We start from the raw sequence: 16,034 nt of genomic DNA, 5'->3' as shown, positions 1-16,034 counted from the left end.
GTGGATGGGAGGGGCCATGGCGTACCGACCGACCGCCGTCGACACCGCGCCCGACCTGTCCACCCTCACGCTCGGCGTGGAGGAGGAGTTCCTGCTGCTCGACCCGGACAGCGGCCGGAACCTGCCGGTGGCCGACCAGGTGCTCGCCGCCCTTCGCGGCCCCGCCCGCGAGCAGAGCCGCCAGGAGTTCCGGCACAGCATGGTGGAGATGGTCACCCCGGTCTGCGCCGACCTCACCGAACTGCGCGCGCACCTGGTGGCGTTGCGCCGCTCCGCCGCCGACGCTGCCACGGCGGCCGGGGCTCGGCTGGTGGCGGTTGGTGCCACCCCGGTGGCCGAGCCGCACCGGACGGTCCCCGACGAACCGCGCTACCACGCGATGTCGCGCCGGTACGGGCCGGTGGCCCACGACCCGGCGGTGTGCGGCTGCCACGTGCACGTCGGCCTGCCCGACCGGGAACTGGCCGTGCAGGTGTGCAACCACCTGCGGGTGTGGCTTCCGGTGGTGCAGGCGATCACCACCAACTCGCCGCTGCACGACGGGTACGACACCGGGCACGCCAGTTGGCGCTCGATGCAGTTGGAACGCTGGCCCAGCATCGGACCGACGCCGTACTTCGACTCCAGCGCCGACTACGACAGCACCGTCGACGAGCTGATCGCCGCCGGGATCATGCTCGACGCGGCGATGGTCTACTGGTACGCCCGGCCGTCGTCGACCTACCCGACGGTGGAGGTGCGGGTCGGTGACGTCTGCACCGAGGTGGACGACGCGGTGCTGGTCGCCGCGCTGGTCCGGTCCCTCGTCGCCACCCTCGCCGACGACGTACGCGCCGGGGTGGACGCGCCGAACGTCCGGGACTGCCTGGTCGCCGCGGCGCACTGGCGGGCTGCCCACGACGGTCTCGACGGCGAGCTGATCGACCTGCGTGCCGGCGGTACCCGGCCCGCTTGGGCGCTCGTCGACGAGATGATGGCGGTGATCGCCCCGGCCCTGCTGCGCCACGGCGACCTCGGGTACGTGTTGGCGCAGCTCGCCCGGCTGCGTCGCGACGGCACCGGCGCCACCCGGCAGCGGCGGGTGCTGGAGCGCACCGGAGACCTGCGCGTGGTCCTCGACGATCTGATCGCCCGCACCGCCGCCAGCTGACCGCCCGCCCGTCCGTAACGGCCCACCGGGATCAGCGGATGTCGTGGGTCTGGAGCCACAGCTCCAGCAGGCCGAGTTGCCACAGCTTGTTGCTGCCGGCCGCGGCCTCCGCCCGGTCCGGCTCGGCCAGCAGATGTGCCACGTACTCCGGGCGGAAGAGCTCGCGCTCGCGCGCGGCCGGCGCCTGCAACGCCTCGGCGACCAGCTCGCGCACCGGGCCGTCCACGTTGCGCAGCGCCGGCACCGGGAAGTAGCCCTTGGGCCTGTCGATCACCTCGGCCGGCAGCACCTCCCGGGCGACCTCCTTGAGCACGCCCTTGCCACCCTGGCCGACCTTGTGCTCCGGCGGGCAGTGCGCGGCCAGGGTGACCAGGTCCTGGTCGAGGAAGGGCGTGCGCACCTCCAGACCCCACGCCATGCTCATGCTGTCCACCCGCTTGACCGGGTCGTCGGGGAGCATCAGGTGGGTGTCCAGGCGCAACACGGCGTCCAGCGCGGTCTGCGCACCGGGCGCGGCGAGGTGCCGGGTGAGCAGGTCCCGGCTTGCGTCGTGCTCCAGCGCGTACGCCGGGCCGACGATGCGGCGCAGCTCGTCGTGGTCGCGGTCGAAGAACGCGGCGGCGAACGTCTCGGCGGCGCCGTGCCGGGGTGCCTCGACCAGTGGCTGGTGGTAGCCGTAGCCGGCGAACACCTCGTCGGCGCCCTGCCCCGACTGGGCCACCTTCACGTGCTGCGCCACCTGCTCGGAGAGCAGGTGGAAGGCGACCACGTCGTGGCTGCCCATCGGCTCGGTCATCGCCAGCACGGCCCGTCGGACGGCGGGCACCAGGTCGTCGTCGGCCAGCCGGATCCGATGGTGGTCGGTGTCGTACGCGCGGGCCACCAGGTCGGAGTAGTGGAACTCGTCGCCGGACTCGCCGTCGCGGCTGTCGAAGCCGATGCTGAACGTCCGCAGGTGTTGCTGGCCGGCCTCGGCGAGCAGCGCCACGATGAGGCTGGAGTCCAGTCCGCCGGAGAGAAGCACCCCCACCGGCACGTCGGCGACCAGCCGTCGGCGTACCGCCGCGCGCAGCGCGTCGCCGATCGCGGCCCGCCAGTCGGCAGCGTCCATCCCCGCGTCGGCGGGCTCCCGTAGGTAGTCGGGTCGCCAGTAGAGCTCCTCGCGGCTGGTCCCGTCGGCCTCGATCACCCGCAGGGTGGCCGGCGGGAGCTTGCGCACGCCGCGCAGCACGGTCCGCGGCGCGGGCACGATGGAGTGCCAGGACAGGTAGTGGTGCAGCGCCACCGGGTCGATGCCGGTGTCGACGTCGCCGGCGGCGAGCAGCGCGGGCAGGGTGGAGGCGAACCGCAGCCGGCCCGGTGTCTCGGCGAGGTAGAGCGGTTTGATGCCGAGCCGGTCGCGGGCCAGGATCAGCCGCCGCCGGACCCGGTCGACCAGCCCGATCGCGAACATGCCGACCAGGTGGTCGACGAAACGCTCACCCCAGTGGGCGTACGCCACCAGGATCACCTCGGTGTCGCTGGTGGAGTGGAAGGCGTACCCGGCCCGGCGCAACTCCTCGCGCAGCTCCGGGTAGTTGTAGACGCAGCCGTTGAAGACCAGCGCCAGGCCCAGATCGTCGCGGACCATCGGCTGCCCGCCCGCGTCGGACAGGTCGATGATGGTCAGTCGACGGTGCCCGAGGGTCACCCAGCCCTCGGCGAACAGGCCCTCGTCGTCCGGCCCTCGTGAGCGCATCGCCTCGGTCATCCGGGTGACCGCCGCCGCGTCGGGCGAGCGACCGTCGAATCGCGCCTCCCCGCTGATCCCGCACATCAGCCGGGGTGGTGGTGGTTCAGGGCAGACATGCGCGTCCTCCTGTGGCGTCTCCCCGACTGGTGGTGGCGGGGGCCCCGCCGTGCGAACGGGGCCGCTGGCTACCCGGGTGTGGGGCGGGCAAACCCGCCGATCTCAGGTACGCAGGGTGCGCAGGATGCGGGCCAGTTCGGCGCGGTCGGCGTCGTCGAGGTGGCCGAAGAAGCGGTCCGCCTCGGCCCGGCGCGCGGCCCGGATGGCGGTGCTGACCCGGTCGCCCTCCTCGGTGAGCGCGACCAGGGTCGCCCGGCGGTCGGCCGGGTCGGGCCGGCGTTCGACAAGCCCTCGGGTCTGGAGGTCGTCGACGACCTCGGTCGCCGAGCGGGGCGCGATGCGCAGGTGTTCGGCGAGGGTGCCGGGGCGTACCTCGCCGTGTCGGGCCAGCACGCCGAGGGCCCGGGACTGGCTGGGGGTGACGTCCCAGGGCACCAGGGAGTCCCGGGTCTGCCGACGCAGACGGGACGCCACCGCCCAGAACGTCTCCGCCAGGCTCTCGTCGTCGGCGCTGTCGACGGTGTGCTCGGTCACCGGAATACGGTAGCAGGAGATGTGGTTGCTACCTCATGATGAGGTAACCTCAGCAATATCGCCAACGAAGGGTAGTGCCCCCTTGGAACCCACCCCGATGGGCCGCGACCGCGGCCACCGCACCCCCAGCGCCGAAGAGAAGATGCAGGCCCGTCAGGTGTCGCTGCGCCGCATCGGCCGCCTGTTCACCCCCCACCGACCCGCGCTGGCCGCCGTCATCGCGATCATCGTGGTCTCCTCGATCATCGCGATGGCCACCCCATTCCTGCTGCGGGCCGTGATCGACCGGGCCCTGCCGCAGGGCGACGTGACGCTGCTGGTCTGGCTGGTCGTCGGCATGGTCGCCGTCGCGGCGGTGACCTCCGCCCTCGGCGTCGTGCAGACCTGGATCTCCACCCAGGTCGGCCAGCGGGTCATGCACCGGCTGCGCACCGACGTCTTCAGCCACCTCCAGCGCCAGTCACTGGGCTTCTTCACCCGCACCCGCACCGGCGAGGTGCAGTCCCGGATCACCAACGACATCGGCGGCATGCAGTCGGTGGTCACCTCCACCGCCACCGCCGTCGCCGCCAACCTCACCACCGTGGTCGCCACCACGGTCGCCATGGTCGCGCTCTCCTGGCAGCTTTCCCTGGTCTCGCTCGTGGTGCTGCCGCCGGCCATCTGGCTGACCCGTCGGGTCGCCCGGATGCGCCGCGAGATCACCGCACAACGGCAACGCGAACTCGCCGACCTCAACGTCACAGTGGAGGAAGGGCTTTCGATCAGTGGCGTACAGCTGGCCAAGACCCTCGGCACCGGCCCGGCGCTGATCGACCGGTTCACCGCCTCCTCGGCCCGACTGGTCGACCTGGAGCTGCGCAGTGAGCTGGCCGGCCGCTGGCGGATGGCCTCGATGAGCATCATCTTCGCCGCCGTACCGGCGGTCATCTACCTCGCCGCCGGGCTGCCCGGCACCGCCGGCACGCTGAGCATCGGCACCCTGGTCGCCTTCACGGCCCTGCAGGGTGGCCTGTTCCGACCGTTGATGGGCCTGCTCAACGTGGGTGTCTCGCTCACCGCCTCGCTGGCGCTCTTCGCCCGGATCTTCGAATACCTGGACCTACCGGTCGACGTGGCCGACCCCATCGAGCCGGTCCGCCTCGACCCCGCCCGGGTACGCGGCCACCTGCGCCTGGAGGACGTCACCTTCGGCTACCCGGGCAGCGACACCGCCGCCCTCGCCGGGATCACCCTCGACGTGCCCGCCGGCACCAGCCTCGCCCTGGTCGGCGAGACCGGCTCCGGCAAGAGCACCCTCGCCGGGCTGGTCAGCCGGCTGCACGACCCGACCGCCGGCCGGATCACCGTCGACGGCGTCGACCTGCGCGACCTGCGCCTGGCCGACCTGGCCGCGATCGTCGGCGTGGTCAGCCAGGAGACGTACCTGCTGCACACCACAGTCCGGGAGAACCTGCGCTACGCCCGCCCGGAGGCCACCGACACCGAGATCGAGGACGCCGCCCGCGCCGCCCAGATCCACGACCTGATCGCCGGGCTGCCCGACGGGTACGACACCATGGTCGGCTCACGTGGGCACCGGTTCTCCGGCGGTGAGAAGCAGCGCCTGGCCATCGCCCGGACGCTGCTGCGCGACCCGCGCATCCTGGTCCTCGACGAGGCCACCAGCGCGTTGGACACCGAGACCGAGCGCGCCGTGCAGCGGGCCTTCGACGTGCTCGCCCAGGGGCGCACCACGATCACCATCGCGCACCGGCTCTCCACCGTGCGCGACGCCGACCAGATCGCGGTGCTCGACCACGGTCGGATCGTCGAGGCCGGCACTCACGACAACCTGCTGGACCGCAACGGTCGCTACGCCACGCTGGCGGCCTGAACGCCGAATCACAACCGTCTCGAAACAGTCTCGGAACTGTCTCGTTATTGCACGGTCAGGTGGCGGTAGACGGTGGCCCGCGAGACACCCAGCTCGGCGGCGATGGCGTCCACCGAGTGGGTGCCCGCCGCGTGCATCCGTCGGGCCGCCTCGACCTGCTCCCGGCCCAGCGCGGGCGGCCGCCCCGGACGCCGACGCCGGCTCGCCGCCCCGCCGGCCCCGCCCGCTGGCATCGCCGGGGTCACGCTCCCGAGGGCCGCGTCCGAGTGCGGCTCGGCGGCTCCTGCGTGTGGCCTGGCTGCACCTCTGTGTGTCCTGGCGGCGGAGACCGTGCGCGGCCTGGCTACGGCGTCTGCGTGAGGCCCGTCCCAGGCGTCTGCGCGCGGCTCGGCCGCGGGGTCCGCAGGCAGTGGGGCCAGCAGTCGGCGTACGCCGTCGAGCATGTCGGCGCGCAGCACCTCGTCGGACACGTCGGTGAAGAAGACGACCGGATCGCTGCACGCGCCCAACGCCTGCACCGCGGAGACCCGCTCGCGGCGGCCCGCGTTCGGCCCGGCGATGAGGTCGTTGGCCCGCATCGCGACCTCCATGAGCCGGTGGTACGTGTCGCCCCGGCCGATCAGCGCGATGTCGTGGAAGAGCATGCCGAGCGGCCGGCGGTGGGCGAGCATGATGTCCACCCAGCCCTCCACCACCGTCCACCGGGCCTGCTCGGTGGGCTGTGTCTGAGCCGAGTCGAGCAGCGCCTCCAGGTCCGCCACCAACGGCTCGACCAGTGCGGCGAGCAGATGCTCCTTGGCCGGGAAGTGGTACAGGATCGCGGTCTTGGTGAGCCGCAGCCGCTCGCCGATCTGGCGCAGCGAGGTGCGCTGGTAGCCGTGTTCGGCGAACAGGTCGAGCGCAGCGCGCAGGATCCGGGTGCGGGTGTCGTCCGCGGGATCGGCGGTCATGCCAGCCAGCCTAGCGACGCCCTGACCGGTGGGCACCATCACCGTTGATTCGACTGACCGTTGGTCAGTACAGTGGTGGCGGTCGACGTAACCAACGGCAGGAGGGGCCATGCCCGTCATCTCGATCGGCAACCTGGTCAAGACGTTCGGCGCCATCCGGGCACTCGACGGGCTGGACCTGCAGGTCGAGCAGGGGGAGGTGCACGGTTTCCTCGGGCCCAACGGCTCCGGAAAGTCCACCACCATCCGGATCCTGCTCGGGCTGCTCCGTGGCGACTCCGGCGACGCCCAGGTGCTCGGCGCCGACCCGTGGCGCGACGCGGTCCGCCTGCACCGCCGACTGGCGTACGTGCCGGGTGACGTCAACCTCTGGCCCAACCTCACCGGCGGGGAAGCCATCGACCTGCTCGGCCAACTGCGCGGCGGCCTCGACCGGCGCCGCCGCGACGAACTGCTGCACCGCTTCGACCTGGACCCGACCCGCCGTTGCCGCACCTACTCAAAGGGCAACCGGCAGAAGGTCGCCATCGTCGCCGCCTTCTCCTCACCGGTGGAGCTGTACGTGCTCGACGAGCCGACCTCCGGCCTCGACCCCCTCATGGAGGCGGTGTTCCAGGACGAGGTCCGGCGGGTCAAGCAGGCCGGCGCCACAGTGCTGCTCTCCAGCCACGTGCTCGCCGAGGTCGAGGCGCTCTGCGACCGGGTCAGCATCATCCGCGAAGGCCGAACCGTCGAATCCGGCACCCTCACCGAGCTGCGCCACCTCACCCGCACGGCGGTGACCGTCGAGACCGCCCGCCCGGTCACCGGCCTGGACGCGCTGCCCGGCGTGCACGACGTGCACGAGGTCGACGGCCGCACCCACCTGGAGGTCGAGCCCGCCCACCTCGACGAGCTGCTCGGCCAGCTCATCCGCTTCGGCGTCCGCGCGCTGACCAGCACACCACCCACCCTGGAGCAGCTCTTCCTCCGCCACTACGGCGACGACCCCGCCGCCGCTGCTGGGTCGGTCGCTGGTCCTGCTGCCGGGGCCACGTCGGCCGATGGCTACGGTGCGGATGCTGGGTCGGCCGACGGTCCCGGCGCCGCCGCGTCGGCCGATGAACCTGCCGCCGGTGTGCAGGCTGACGCGTCGCAGGGCGGTGCCCGATGAGCGCCCTCACCGGCACGACCCGGCTGGCCCGGCTCGTGCTGCGCCGCGACCGGATCCGCCTCGCCATCTGGATCCTCGGCACGCCCCTGCTCGGCTACGCCCTCGCCGGCAGCGTCGCCGGCATCTACCCGGACCAGGAGGCCCGGCTGGGCTACGCCACCACCTCGGCGTCCAGTCTGGTCGCCCGCGCCTTCAACGGCCCCATCCACGGCACCGACCTCGGTGCCGTGGTCGTCGCCGAGACGTACGTGACATTGGCTCTGATCGTCGCGCTGCTGAGCACCTTCGCGGTGACCCGGCACACCCGCCAGAACGAGGAGACCGGCCGCGCCGAACTGCTCGGCGCCAACGTGGTCGGACGATACGCGCCGCTCACCGCCGCGCTGCTCATCATCGTCGCGGCGAACACCCTGGCCGCCGTGCTGCTCGCGGTCGCCCTGGTCGGCGCCGGTCTGCCGCTCGCCGGCTCCGTCGCGGCAGCGGCCGCGATCGGTGGCGTCGGTGTCGCCTTCACCTCGATCGCCGCCGTCACCGCCCAGCTCTCCGTCACCTCACGCGGCGCCAACGCGCTCGCCGCCGCCACCGTCGGGCTGTCCTTCGTGCTGCGCGCCGCCGGCGACGTGCTCGGCGAACAGAGCGCCGACGGCACCCGCGTGCGCAGCGCCTGGCCGTCGTGGATCTCCCCACTCGGCTGGGGCAACCAGGGACGAGCCTTCGACGGTGAACGCTGGTGGGTGCTCGCCCTACCTGTCGCGCTGCTGCTCGCCGGGGTGGCGCTGGCGTACGCCCTCGCCGAGCGACGCGACCAGGGCGCCGGGCTGATCGCCCCCCGACGCGGCCCGGCCACCGGCGCGCCACGGCTGCTCAGCCCCACCGGGTTGGCCTGGCGGACGCAGCGCGGCACGCTGCTCGGCTGGGCGGTCGGGGTGGCCGTGCTCGGCCTCTCCATGGGCGTCGCCGCCGACGAGTTCAACGACATGATCGACGCGAATCCGGCCGCCGCCGAAGCGATCAACGCGATGGGTGGCGGAGCGAACCTGATCAACGCGTACCTGGCCGCGATGCTCAACCTCTTCGCCATGACCATCGGCGCGTACGTCGTTCAGGCCCTGCTGCGCGTACGCGGCGACGAAGCCGACGGGGTGCTGGAGGCCGCCCTCGCCACGGCGGTCAGCCGAACCCGCTGGCTCGGCACCCAGGTGCTCGCCGCGACGCTCGGCGCGGTCGCCCTGCTGCTCCTCGCCGGCGTTACCACCGGCCTCGGCTACGGCATCGTCACCGGAGACCCGCTCGGCCAGGCCGTCGAGCTGGGCGGTGCCGCGCTGCTGCGCCTGCCCGCCCTGCTCGTGATCGCCGGGGTGGTGACCGCGATCTTCGGGCTGCTGCCCCGCTGGTCGGTGGTGCTGTCCTGGACGGCGCTACTGGTCTTCCTGCTCCTCGGGCAGCTCGGCGCGGTGCTGGAGCTGCCGCAGGCCGCGCTCAACGTCTCGCCGTACACCCATGTGCCGGCCGTGCCCGCCGTCGACCCGGCGGTGCTTCCCCTGGTGGTGCTGGCGGCGGTGGCCGCGGCCCTGCTGGCGCTCGGCGTGGCCGCCTTCCGCCACCGCGACGTCCCGTCCTGACCTGTTGCCCTGAATGGTGCCTCCTGCGCGAGTGGTCCGGACCAATCGCGCAGGGTCTCGGCTGAGGCGATCGATGCCTACAGTGGACCCGTGACGGAGTCCGGGCGGGCGAGCTGGTGGAACACCATTGGGGGCCTGCTGACCGGCGTCGCGGCCGTCATCACGGCGATCGGGGCGCTCATCGGGGCACTGCACGTCGTCGGTGTCATCGGCGACACCGGAACGGCGGCGCCGTCGCAGAATGCAACCGGCCCCGGCGCAGGTGCCAACCCTCCACCAGCCGGCTCGCCTTCCCGCACCTCAGCCGGGAAGGTGCCGATCGCACCGAGCGTGGACGGAGCGTCGAGTCAGGGCCTGTTCACGATTTCGAGCATCACGAGCGCCGACCTGGAGAGCGGCATCGTCGGCTTTGGTGTGCCAGGGCAGGACTTCATGGTCATGCCCGGCGGACGGGCATTCGTGCTGAAGAGCACCTTCATGGGTACGTACTTCAGCACGAGCGGCAGTGACCCGCGCAAGGAGACCTGCGTCGAAGCTCTCACCACGAAGCGGCTCGGCGACCTCGACATCGATGCCGATTCACTCGGTAGGTGGTGGTGCGTGCGGACGAACGAAGGGCACACCGGCGCGATCACGGTGAAGACCGTTTCGGTCGAGGAACCGCGCGAGTTGGTGCTCGGGTACGTGCTCTGGCGGTGACCCGGTATGGACGGCCCGACCGCTCCTGCCGCTCGGGCACCAGTGCCGCCCACCTCTGCCCGGGGTTGCCCTGGGCTGGCAGCCTCTAGCGCGTGAGCGACCTTCTGACGCAGCTTCCGGCGCTCCTCGGTGTCCTGGTTGGCACCGTGGGCACGATCCTCGCCACCTCCCTCGCCGACCGCGCCCGATGGCGTCGCAGTCAGAGCGTCCGCTGGGACGAGCGGCGGCTCGACGCGTACGTCGACTACGCGCACGCCCTCAAGGAGAGTCATGCCGTGGCGCTGCGACTCACGGCCGACCACCGGCCGGGTTCGCGGAGTCACCCCATCGACCGCGAGCAGGGGCTGGTCCGGTTGGCTGAGGCGGACGCCCGGCGCACCATCGTCTGGGAGAACCTGTTGATGCTCGGCGACGAGCCGACCGTTGCGGCCGCCGCCAACTGGCGGGACGCGATCTGGCAGGTAGAACGGCTCGCTCGTGGGATCGTCGAGCCGCCATCGGACGTGGCGGGGATGCTGACCCGCGTCGACGAGGCCCGCGACGGGTACTACCGGGCGGCCCGGCGCAGTCTCGGGGTGCGCGGGGGGTCGGTGGAGCAGTCCGCGACGCTGCGGCAGGCGTTCGTCGACAGGTCCGCCGCGACGCCGGAGGTGCCCGCCAACTGAGTGCGGTGGTGCCGGGGGCCCGCCTGCGGGCGGGGTGTCCTGGCTGGCGCGGGTCGACCACAATCGTGCGGTGCGGCGTCGCGGGTGGAAGTTGGGATCGCTGGGCGTCGTGGCCGCCCTGGCGGCGGGCGGCACGGCGTGGGTATGGCTGCGGTACGACTTCGAGAAGGTCAACTGGACCTGGGGCGTCGTCGCCGGGGTCATCGCCGTCTACGTCCTGCTGGATCAGCTCTTCCGCACCGGAACGGCGGGCCTCGCCGAGGTCGCCGCCCACCGGCGCGCCGCCGCCGACGAACTCGTGGAACTGATCCGACGCGACCCGACCGACGAGGCGTTGTTGCGAACCGTCGACGAGCCGTACCCGCTGCCGGTGCGGTGGCACACCGCTCCCGACCGGTTCCTCCCCTCCTGGCGGGCCATCGGCCGATCCAGCGCCGCCGTCCCGGTGGACCTCGCCGGTGGCGACGGATCACTGTGGAGCTGCTACCGGCGCGTACCCTCCGGGCGGCTGCTGCTGTTGGGGCCGGCCGGCTCCGGCAAGTCGATCCTCGCGCTGCGGATGGCTCGGGAGTTGCCCGTGCACCGCGAGCCGGACACCCCGGTACCGGCGTTGGTCCCGGCGGACTCCTGGGATCCCGACCGGGAAGGCTTCCACGACTGGCTGGTCGACCGGATCGCTCGGCGCTACCCACAGCTCGCGGCCGGTCACCCGCGCCGCGACGCCGTGCTGCGCGACCTCATCGAGACCGACCTGGTGGTGCCCGTCCTCGACGGACTGGACGAGGTGCCCGAGGACCGGTTGATCGCCTGCCTCGACGAGCTCAACGCACTGGCGACCCAGCGTTTCGTCCTCACCTGTCGGACCTTGGTCTACGAGCGCTACCTGAGCCAGGGGGAGAAGCTGCGCGGCACCGCCGTGGTCATGCTCGAACCACCGGCGCCCGCCGAGGTCGCCGACTACCTGGTGGACGCGGCCCCGCTGCATCAGGTCGGCAACTGGACCGCCGTCGCCACCACACTCGGCGACGCCCCGCAGCTGACCGCCGCGCTCTCCACCCCACTGATGGTGGCGATGGCCCGCAGCGCCTTCGACCAGCCGGGCACCGACCCTCGGGACCTCGTGCCTCTGGCTCTCGAACGGGGCAGGCGTTCCGTCGAGGACGATCTGCTGACCAGGGCGGTGGACGCGGCGCTGCGCTCCCGCCGCGGTTCCCAGGGGCTGCGGCGCTGGGAACCCGAGACCGCCCGGCGCTACCTGGCCTTCCTCGCCGCGCACCTGGAGTCGCTCGACGTCCGGGAGTTCCGCTGGTGGCAGTTGGCGAACGCGCAGCCCGGCCCGTTCTGGGCGCTCGTCGCGGGGGCGCGTACCGCGGTGGCGGTTTGGCTGACGCTGACCCTCTCCGCGGACGCCCTCACGGCGACGGCGGAGCTGGTCACCCACCCGCCGACCCGGAGTCTCCTCGACGATCTGGTCCACCAAACGGGTGCCCTGGCGATGACGGCCTTCCTGCTGGCCTCCGTCGTGGCGCTGGTCCGCGGCTCAGGTCGGGCCGGTCGAGAACGACCGCGCCGGGTGGCGTTCGCCGGCGGGCTCCGGGCGTTGCGCGTCGGGCTGCCCGGCGCGCTGTTCGTCGGGGCTGGCACGGCGCTGCTCGTGTTCACCTTCCTTACGGCCTACGCGCCCACCCCGCAACTGGTTGCGCTGCTGGACCGCGTGCCGGGGCTGCCGCCGTGGCCCGACCCGGTCCGGGCCGCCGTCGTTGTCGGTCTGTTGGGTTGGGCGTACGGCCTGGTCATGGCCGGACTGCGGGTGGACGTCGCCGCGCCCGCCGCCGAACTCGGGGCGACCAGCGTGGTCGATACCCTGGAGGCCGACCGCGCCGCCAGCGTCGCATCCGCGCTGGCCAGCGCCGCCACCGGCATCCTGCGGCTGCTCCTCGTCATCGTGGCGCTGCGTCTCACCGGGGTGCTACCCGCCGTACCGCCGCTGCCGGCGCTGGTCTGGGCCGGGGTGGGGCTGGGGCTGGGCTGGTGGCTGCACCGGCGCGGAGGTGGGGCGTGGCTGCGCTTCGCCCTCACCCGTGCCACCCTCGCCGTCCGCGGCCGTACGCCGCACCGACTGCTCGCCTTCCTGGCGTACGCCGAGACCGTCGGCCTGCTGCGCGACGGCGCGGGGGCCTACCGGTTCCGGCACGGCCGCCTGCAGAGCCGACTCGCCGGCGGGTCGGTGAGCGCCCGACGGGGCAGCCGGCTGCGCGAGGAGTTCGGTGTCGAGCTGGCCCGGGCCGGCTACTGGCCGGAGGCGCTTGGCGTCTTCGCCGACGTCACGCAGACACGGGCCGCGAGCATCGGGCACGCCGACGACCTCACCGTGGCGGCGCTGCGCCGGGCGCTGCTGGCCGGCGCGGCTGCGGGAGAATGGACCCGGCTGACGAACCTGCTGGCGCTCATCCCACCACCCACCGAGCCGACGCCGTTGGCGGTGCAGCGGCAGTGGCTCGCCCGGCTGATCGCGAACCACGCACCGGTGGCTCAGCTGATCGTCGCGGCCGAGGAGCTGAGCCGGGCGGCCACCGCCGGCACGCCGGAGTCTGCTTCCGCGGACCGCCCGGCCGCTCCCGGAATGCAGGAGTTCCTGGCCGTCCTGCAGTACGTCGGCGGAGACGTCGAAGCCGCGCGCACCCGCCTGGATACGTTGCGTACGGCGGCCAGCCAGGATGTCGGGGAACCAGCACCCATCGGCGCCGGCCTGCTCGCCGGCCTGCTCGTCGACGACGGTGAACCCGCCACGGCCCTGGCCATCTGCCATCAGGAACTGCTCCTCGCCGATCAACCGCCCGACCGGGTCGACCTGCTGCTTCTCGCCGAGACATGGCGCTGGCAGGTCGAGGTTATGCGACGCACCACCGACGAACAGGCTGAACTGCGCCGCCGCATCCGGGCGGTGCTGGCCAGGCGGCGAGATCACCCTCGGCGGATCGAGCTGGGCCGACGCGAGCTGGCCGAGCTCGGACTTCAGCTGTGCCACGCCGTGATCGAGCACCAGACGTTGGGACCACTCGCGGTCGCGGCGTCCCGACGGCTGGTCGCCGTCCTCGCCGAGCCGGCAATCGTCGTGCAGACCGTCAACCGCAGCGCCCCCATGTGGCACGACGGCTGACGGGTACCTGACATTCATGGCGATCGTGTACGCGGTTTGTCGGACGCTGCCCCGACACTGAAGCTCCCTCGACCGGGGAGGTGCGTCGTGCCGTATGTCAGGTCACACACCAGGAAAGGTGGCGCGCGGGTGCGGGCGCACTACCGAAGGCGGCGCAGCGGCAGCGTTCGGCGTAGATCGACGGTCCGCCGCACGGCTGGCGGTGGCAGGTCGGCCAACGGCTGGGTTCTGGTGCTCTGCACCGTTGTCGGCTTCGTGCTTCTCCGCATGGTCATCGACTTCGTACAGCGGCACCCATACTGGTCCGCTCTCCTGATGAGCCTCATCGTTGCGGGGGCGACCGCGGTGGCCCTCGTCGTTTCTAAGCAGCGTGCCCGCGAGCGGGCCGACCAGGCCCAGCGGGACAGGCTGATCGCGGTGACCGACACGATGAGCGGACCCGAGTTCGAGCAGTGGTTCGCACGGCTCCTGGTCACGTCCGGCTTTGGCAATGTGACGGTGTGCGGCGGCTCCGGCGACCGCGGAGCCGACGTTATGGCGATCGCTCCCGACGGCCGACGGGTCGTGGCGCAGTGCAAGCGGCAGAGCCCCGGCAACCGGGTGGGCAGTGCCGCGATCCAGCGGTTCGCCGGCACCTGCCGGGTGATCCATGGCGGCGAGATCTGCCTGCTCGTGACGAACAGCTTCTTCACCGCCGGCGACGGCATCCCGATGGCCCGGCAGCTGAACATCAACCTCATCGACCGGCACGCATTGCAGATGTGGGCCTGGACGGGGAAACCTCCGCTGCAGTGCGGCACTGAAAGATCAAGGACAGCGAATTGACAGTGCGGGAATTACTGTCTCGACATGGCACCGTCAATTCCCAGAAGTGTCAGTGCGAAAGACGTTGCCGACCCACTCAGCGGCCGTGTCGGCGGAGGGTCGATGCTGCCCTCGGTGCCGAAAGACCTGGCCAGCCGGCAGATATGCTGCGCCATGCATCTGCGTCCGCCGTTGGCGGCGCAGGTGTTGCTGCTTTACAGCCTCGACAACCCAAAGGCATGGTGTCCCCCTTTCGGGGTGGACGCAGTTGCGCTGGTGCGCCACGCCCAGGCGGCCGACACCCATTGGCGGAAGCTGTACGACGCGGTCGCGATGACACGTTATGCGTTACTCGGTCTGGTCGGGCTGGGCATCCTCCTCCTCTGGCGTGACGGGCTGGTGACAGCGCTGCTCACGCTGCCTCTCATCGCCGTGGCGTGCGGGGTCGGGTGGCGGACCACCTTCCTCAGCCTTCAGGAGACCCGCGCGGCGGCGATCGGCACCCTGGCGGAGGAGAAGGATCTGGCCGCCCAGGCGCCAGAGGCCGAGTCCGAACTGGAGGACGAGCTGGCCGCCCTGCAGGACGCCAACATGATTGTCTTCGACGTTGCCGCGGACAGCCCGTTCGTCGGCAGCGGCACCGAGATCGGCCGCTGGGCCCTGCCACCCATCGACGTCAGCCGCAGTCGAGAGAAGAATCGAGACGGTACGCGCACACCTGCGACCTTCTCCGTCGGAGACCTGCACGACGATCTGATCCGGCTCGCTCGGTCACGGCTCGGGCTGAGCGACATCGAGGTCACCAAGCGGATCTACGTGCGGGGGGACGTGCTGCCGGATTGTGAGGGATTGTTCCATCCCGACGAGATGCGCCCGCCTTCCCGGTTGGACACCTCCTGGGTTGATCTGGGCAGCGACGCGCCGGGCGAGCAGGCCAGGACGTACGTGTGTCTCGCGAAGAGCCTCGTCGGCGGCCAGATCGTCGTCACCCTCTTCGCCCGCTACACCCTCGACCAGGGCATTCTGTCCTGCGAGTTCGCCGCCTTGGTGCTGCCGCCCGTCCGTCGCGACTCCGCGCCCGCCACCGGGTTCTACGGCCTGTTCGGAGAGGATCTGAGCCCGCTTCACGGGCGTTCGACCACCTGGGCCCTCGCTCTCGCGGCGTGGCGCACCTACCTTGCCCAGCTGTCCTGCGCTCGGACCGGGGCATCGACCTGGCCGAGGCGCACGAGGAACGGACACGGCATCACTACGAGGCGCTCCAGGAGGGGCGACGCTACGACTACGGCGCGCCCTTCAGCGCCCGGGAACTCGCGGCCACCACGAGCATCGAGAGCTATTTCGAAGTCGCGGACGTGCGCGACGGTCTGTTGCGGATGCAGCGAGGAGTGATTGACTGTCTGGTCGCGTTCCTGACGGACAAGGGCATCGACACGTCGGAGATAGCCGCCGGAAAGCAGCGGATCATCAACAACATCACCAACATCGGAGAGGTGTCCGGCCGGGGCAACATCTTCGGAAACCACGGACGCGTGACGAATGTCGATCACGACGACCAGACGGACTGATCGG

Annotated in this window: 12 protein-coding genes and 1 pseudogene; 10 read left to right on the top strand and 3 right to left on the bottom strand. The window is 71.8% G+C overall.

All coding sequences use genetic code 11. The features are described 5' to 3' along the window. The first annotated feature begins 16 nt into the window (after window positions 1-16). Window positions 17-1,150 carry a glutamate--cysteine ligase gene (locus tag ACGF3C_RS28265; protein WP_393226672.1) on the top strand — a complete coding sequence of 378 codons (1,134 nt, stop codon included), beginning with the start codon at window positions 17-19 and terminating at the stop codon, window positions 1,148-1,150. 31 nt (window positions 1,151-1,181) lie between these two features. On the opposite strand, the gene ACGF3C_RS28260 is transcribed toward ACGF3C_RS28265, so the two are convergent. Both ACGF3C_RS28260 and ACGF3C_RS28255 read right to left on the bottom strand, forming a co-directional pair. Further along, window positions 1,182-2,966, bottom strand: coding sequence for an N-acetylglutaminylglutamine amidotransferase (locus tag ACGF3C_RS28260; RefSeq protein ID WP_393226671.1), 1,785 nt, complete (start codon window positions 2,964-2,966; stop codon window positions 1,182-1,184). A 135-nt stretch (window positions 2,967-3,101) separates the two neighbouring features. Beyond that, window positions 3,102-3,533 (bottom strand): MarR family winged helix-turn-helix transcriptional regulator, encoded by a 432-nt coding sequence (locus tag ACGF3C_RS28255; protein ID WP_393226669.1) that lies wholly within the window; start codon window positions 3,531-3,533, stop codon window positions 3,102-3,104. 97 nt (window positions 3,534-3,630) lie between these two features. On the opposite strand from ACGF3C_RS28255, the gene ACGF3C_RS28250 reads away from it, so the two are divergent. Continuing rightward, on the top strand, window positions 3,631-5,409 hold the full coding sequence (locus ACGF3C_RS28250; protein WP_393226701.1) for an ABC transporter ATP-binding protein: 1,779 nt from the start codon (window positions 3,631-3,633) through the stop codon (window positions 5,407-5,409). Between the two features lie 44 nt (window positions 5,410-5,453). Here the strand turns inward: ACGF3C_RS28250 and ACGF3C_RS28245 are convergent, their stop codons facing one another. After that, on the bottom strand, window positions 5,454-6,359 hold the full coding sequence (locus ACGF3C_RS28245) for a TetR family transcriptional regulator (RefSeq protein WP_393226667.1): 906 nt from the start codon (window positions 6,357-6,359) through the stop codon (window positions 5,454-5,456). Window positions 6,360-6,468: 109 nt separating this feature from the next. Here ACGF3C_RS28245 and ACGF3C_RS28240 point away from each other — a divergent pair. From ACGF3C_RS28240 to ACGF3C_RS28205, 8 genes and pseudogenes are all read left to right on the top strand, one after another. Next, a pseudogene (locus ACGF3C_RS28240) lies at window positions 6,469-7,383 on the top strand (ATP-binding cassette domain-containing protein); the annotation flags it as partial. Window positions 7,384-7,508: 125 nt separating this feature from the next. Next, entirely contained in the window at window positions 7,509-9,134 is a 1,626-nt protein-coding gene (locus ACGF3C_RS28235; protein ID WP_393226665.1) for an ABC transporter permease, read from the top strand. A gap of 90 nt (window positions 9,135-9,224) precedes the next feature. Next, window positions 9,225-9,833 carry a hypothetical protein gene (locus ACGF3C_RS28230; RefSeq protein WP_393226663.1) on the top strand — a complete coding sequence of 203 codons (609 nt, stop codon included), beginning with the start codon at window positions 9,225-9,227 and terminating at the stop codon, window positions 9,831-9,833. A gap of 92 nt (window positions 9,834-9,925) precedes the next feature. Continuing rightward, window positions 9,926-10,498: a hypothetical protein gene (locus ACGF3C_RS28225; RefSeq protein WP_393226661.1), complete on the top strand. Its 573-nt coding sequence runs from the start codon at window positions 9,926-9,928 to the stop codon at window positions 10,496-10,498. A gap of 70 nt (window positions 10,499-10,568) precedes the next feature. Then, entirely contained in the window at window positions 10,569-13,658 is a 3,090-nt protein-coding gene (locus ACGF3C_RS28220; protein ID WP_393226659.1) for an NACHT domain-containing protein, read from the top strand. 315 nt (window positions 13,659-13,973) lie between these two features. Further along, window positions 13,974-14,483, top strand: a complete 510-nt coding sequence (locus ACGF3C_RS28215) for a restriction endonuclease (RefSeq protein WP_393226657.1) — start codon at window positions 13,974-13,976, stop codon at window positions 14,481-14,483. Window positions 14,484-14,585: 102 nt separating this feature from the next. Further along, window positions 14,586-15,854, top strand: a complete 1,269-nt coding sequence (locus ACGF3C_RS28210; protein ID WP_393226656.1) for a PspA/IM30 family protein — start codon at window positions 14,586-14,588, stop codon at window positions 15,852-15,854. Beyond that, the gene (locus ACGF3C_RS28205) at window positions 15,818-16,030 is read left to right on the top strand and encodes a hypothetical protein (RefSeq protein WP_393226654.1); all 213 of its coding nucleotides are present in this window, start codon (window positions 15,818-15,820) and stop codon (window positions 16,028-16,030) included. Before ACGF3C_RS28210 ends, ACGF3C_RS28205 begins: the two co-directional genes overlap by 37 nt. Window positions 16,031-16,034 lie beyond the last annotated feature (4 nt).

Source organism: Micromonospora sp. NPDC047762 (assembly GCF_043204655.1).
Lineage (GTDB): Bacteria > Actinomycetota > Actinomycetes > Mycobacteriales > Micromonosporaceae > Micromonospora.
Note: the sequence above shows the minus strand (reverse complement) of the source record. Positions and strands in the feature narration are given on the sequence as shown.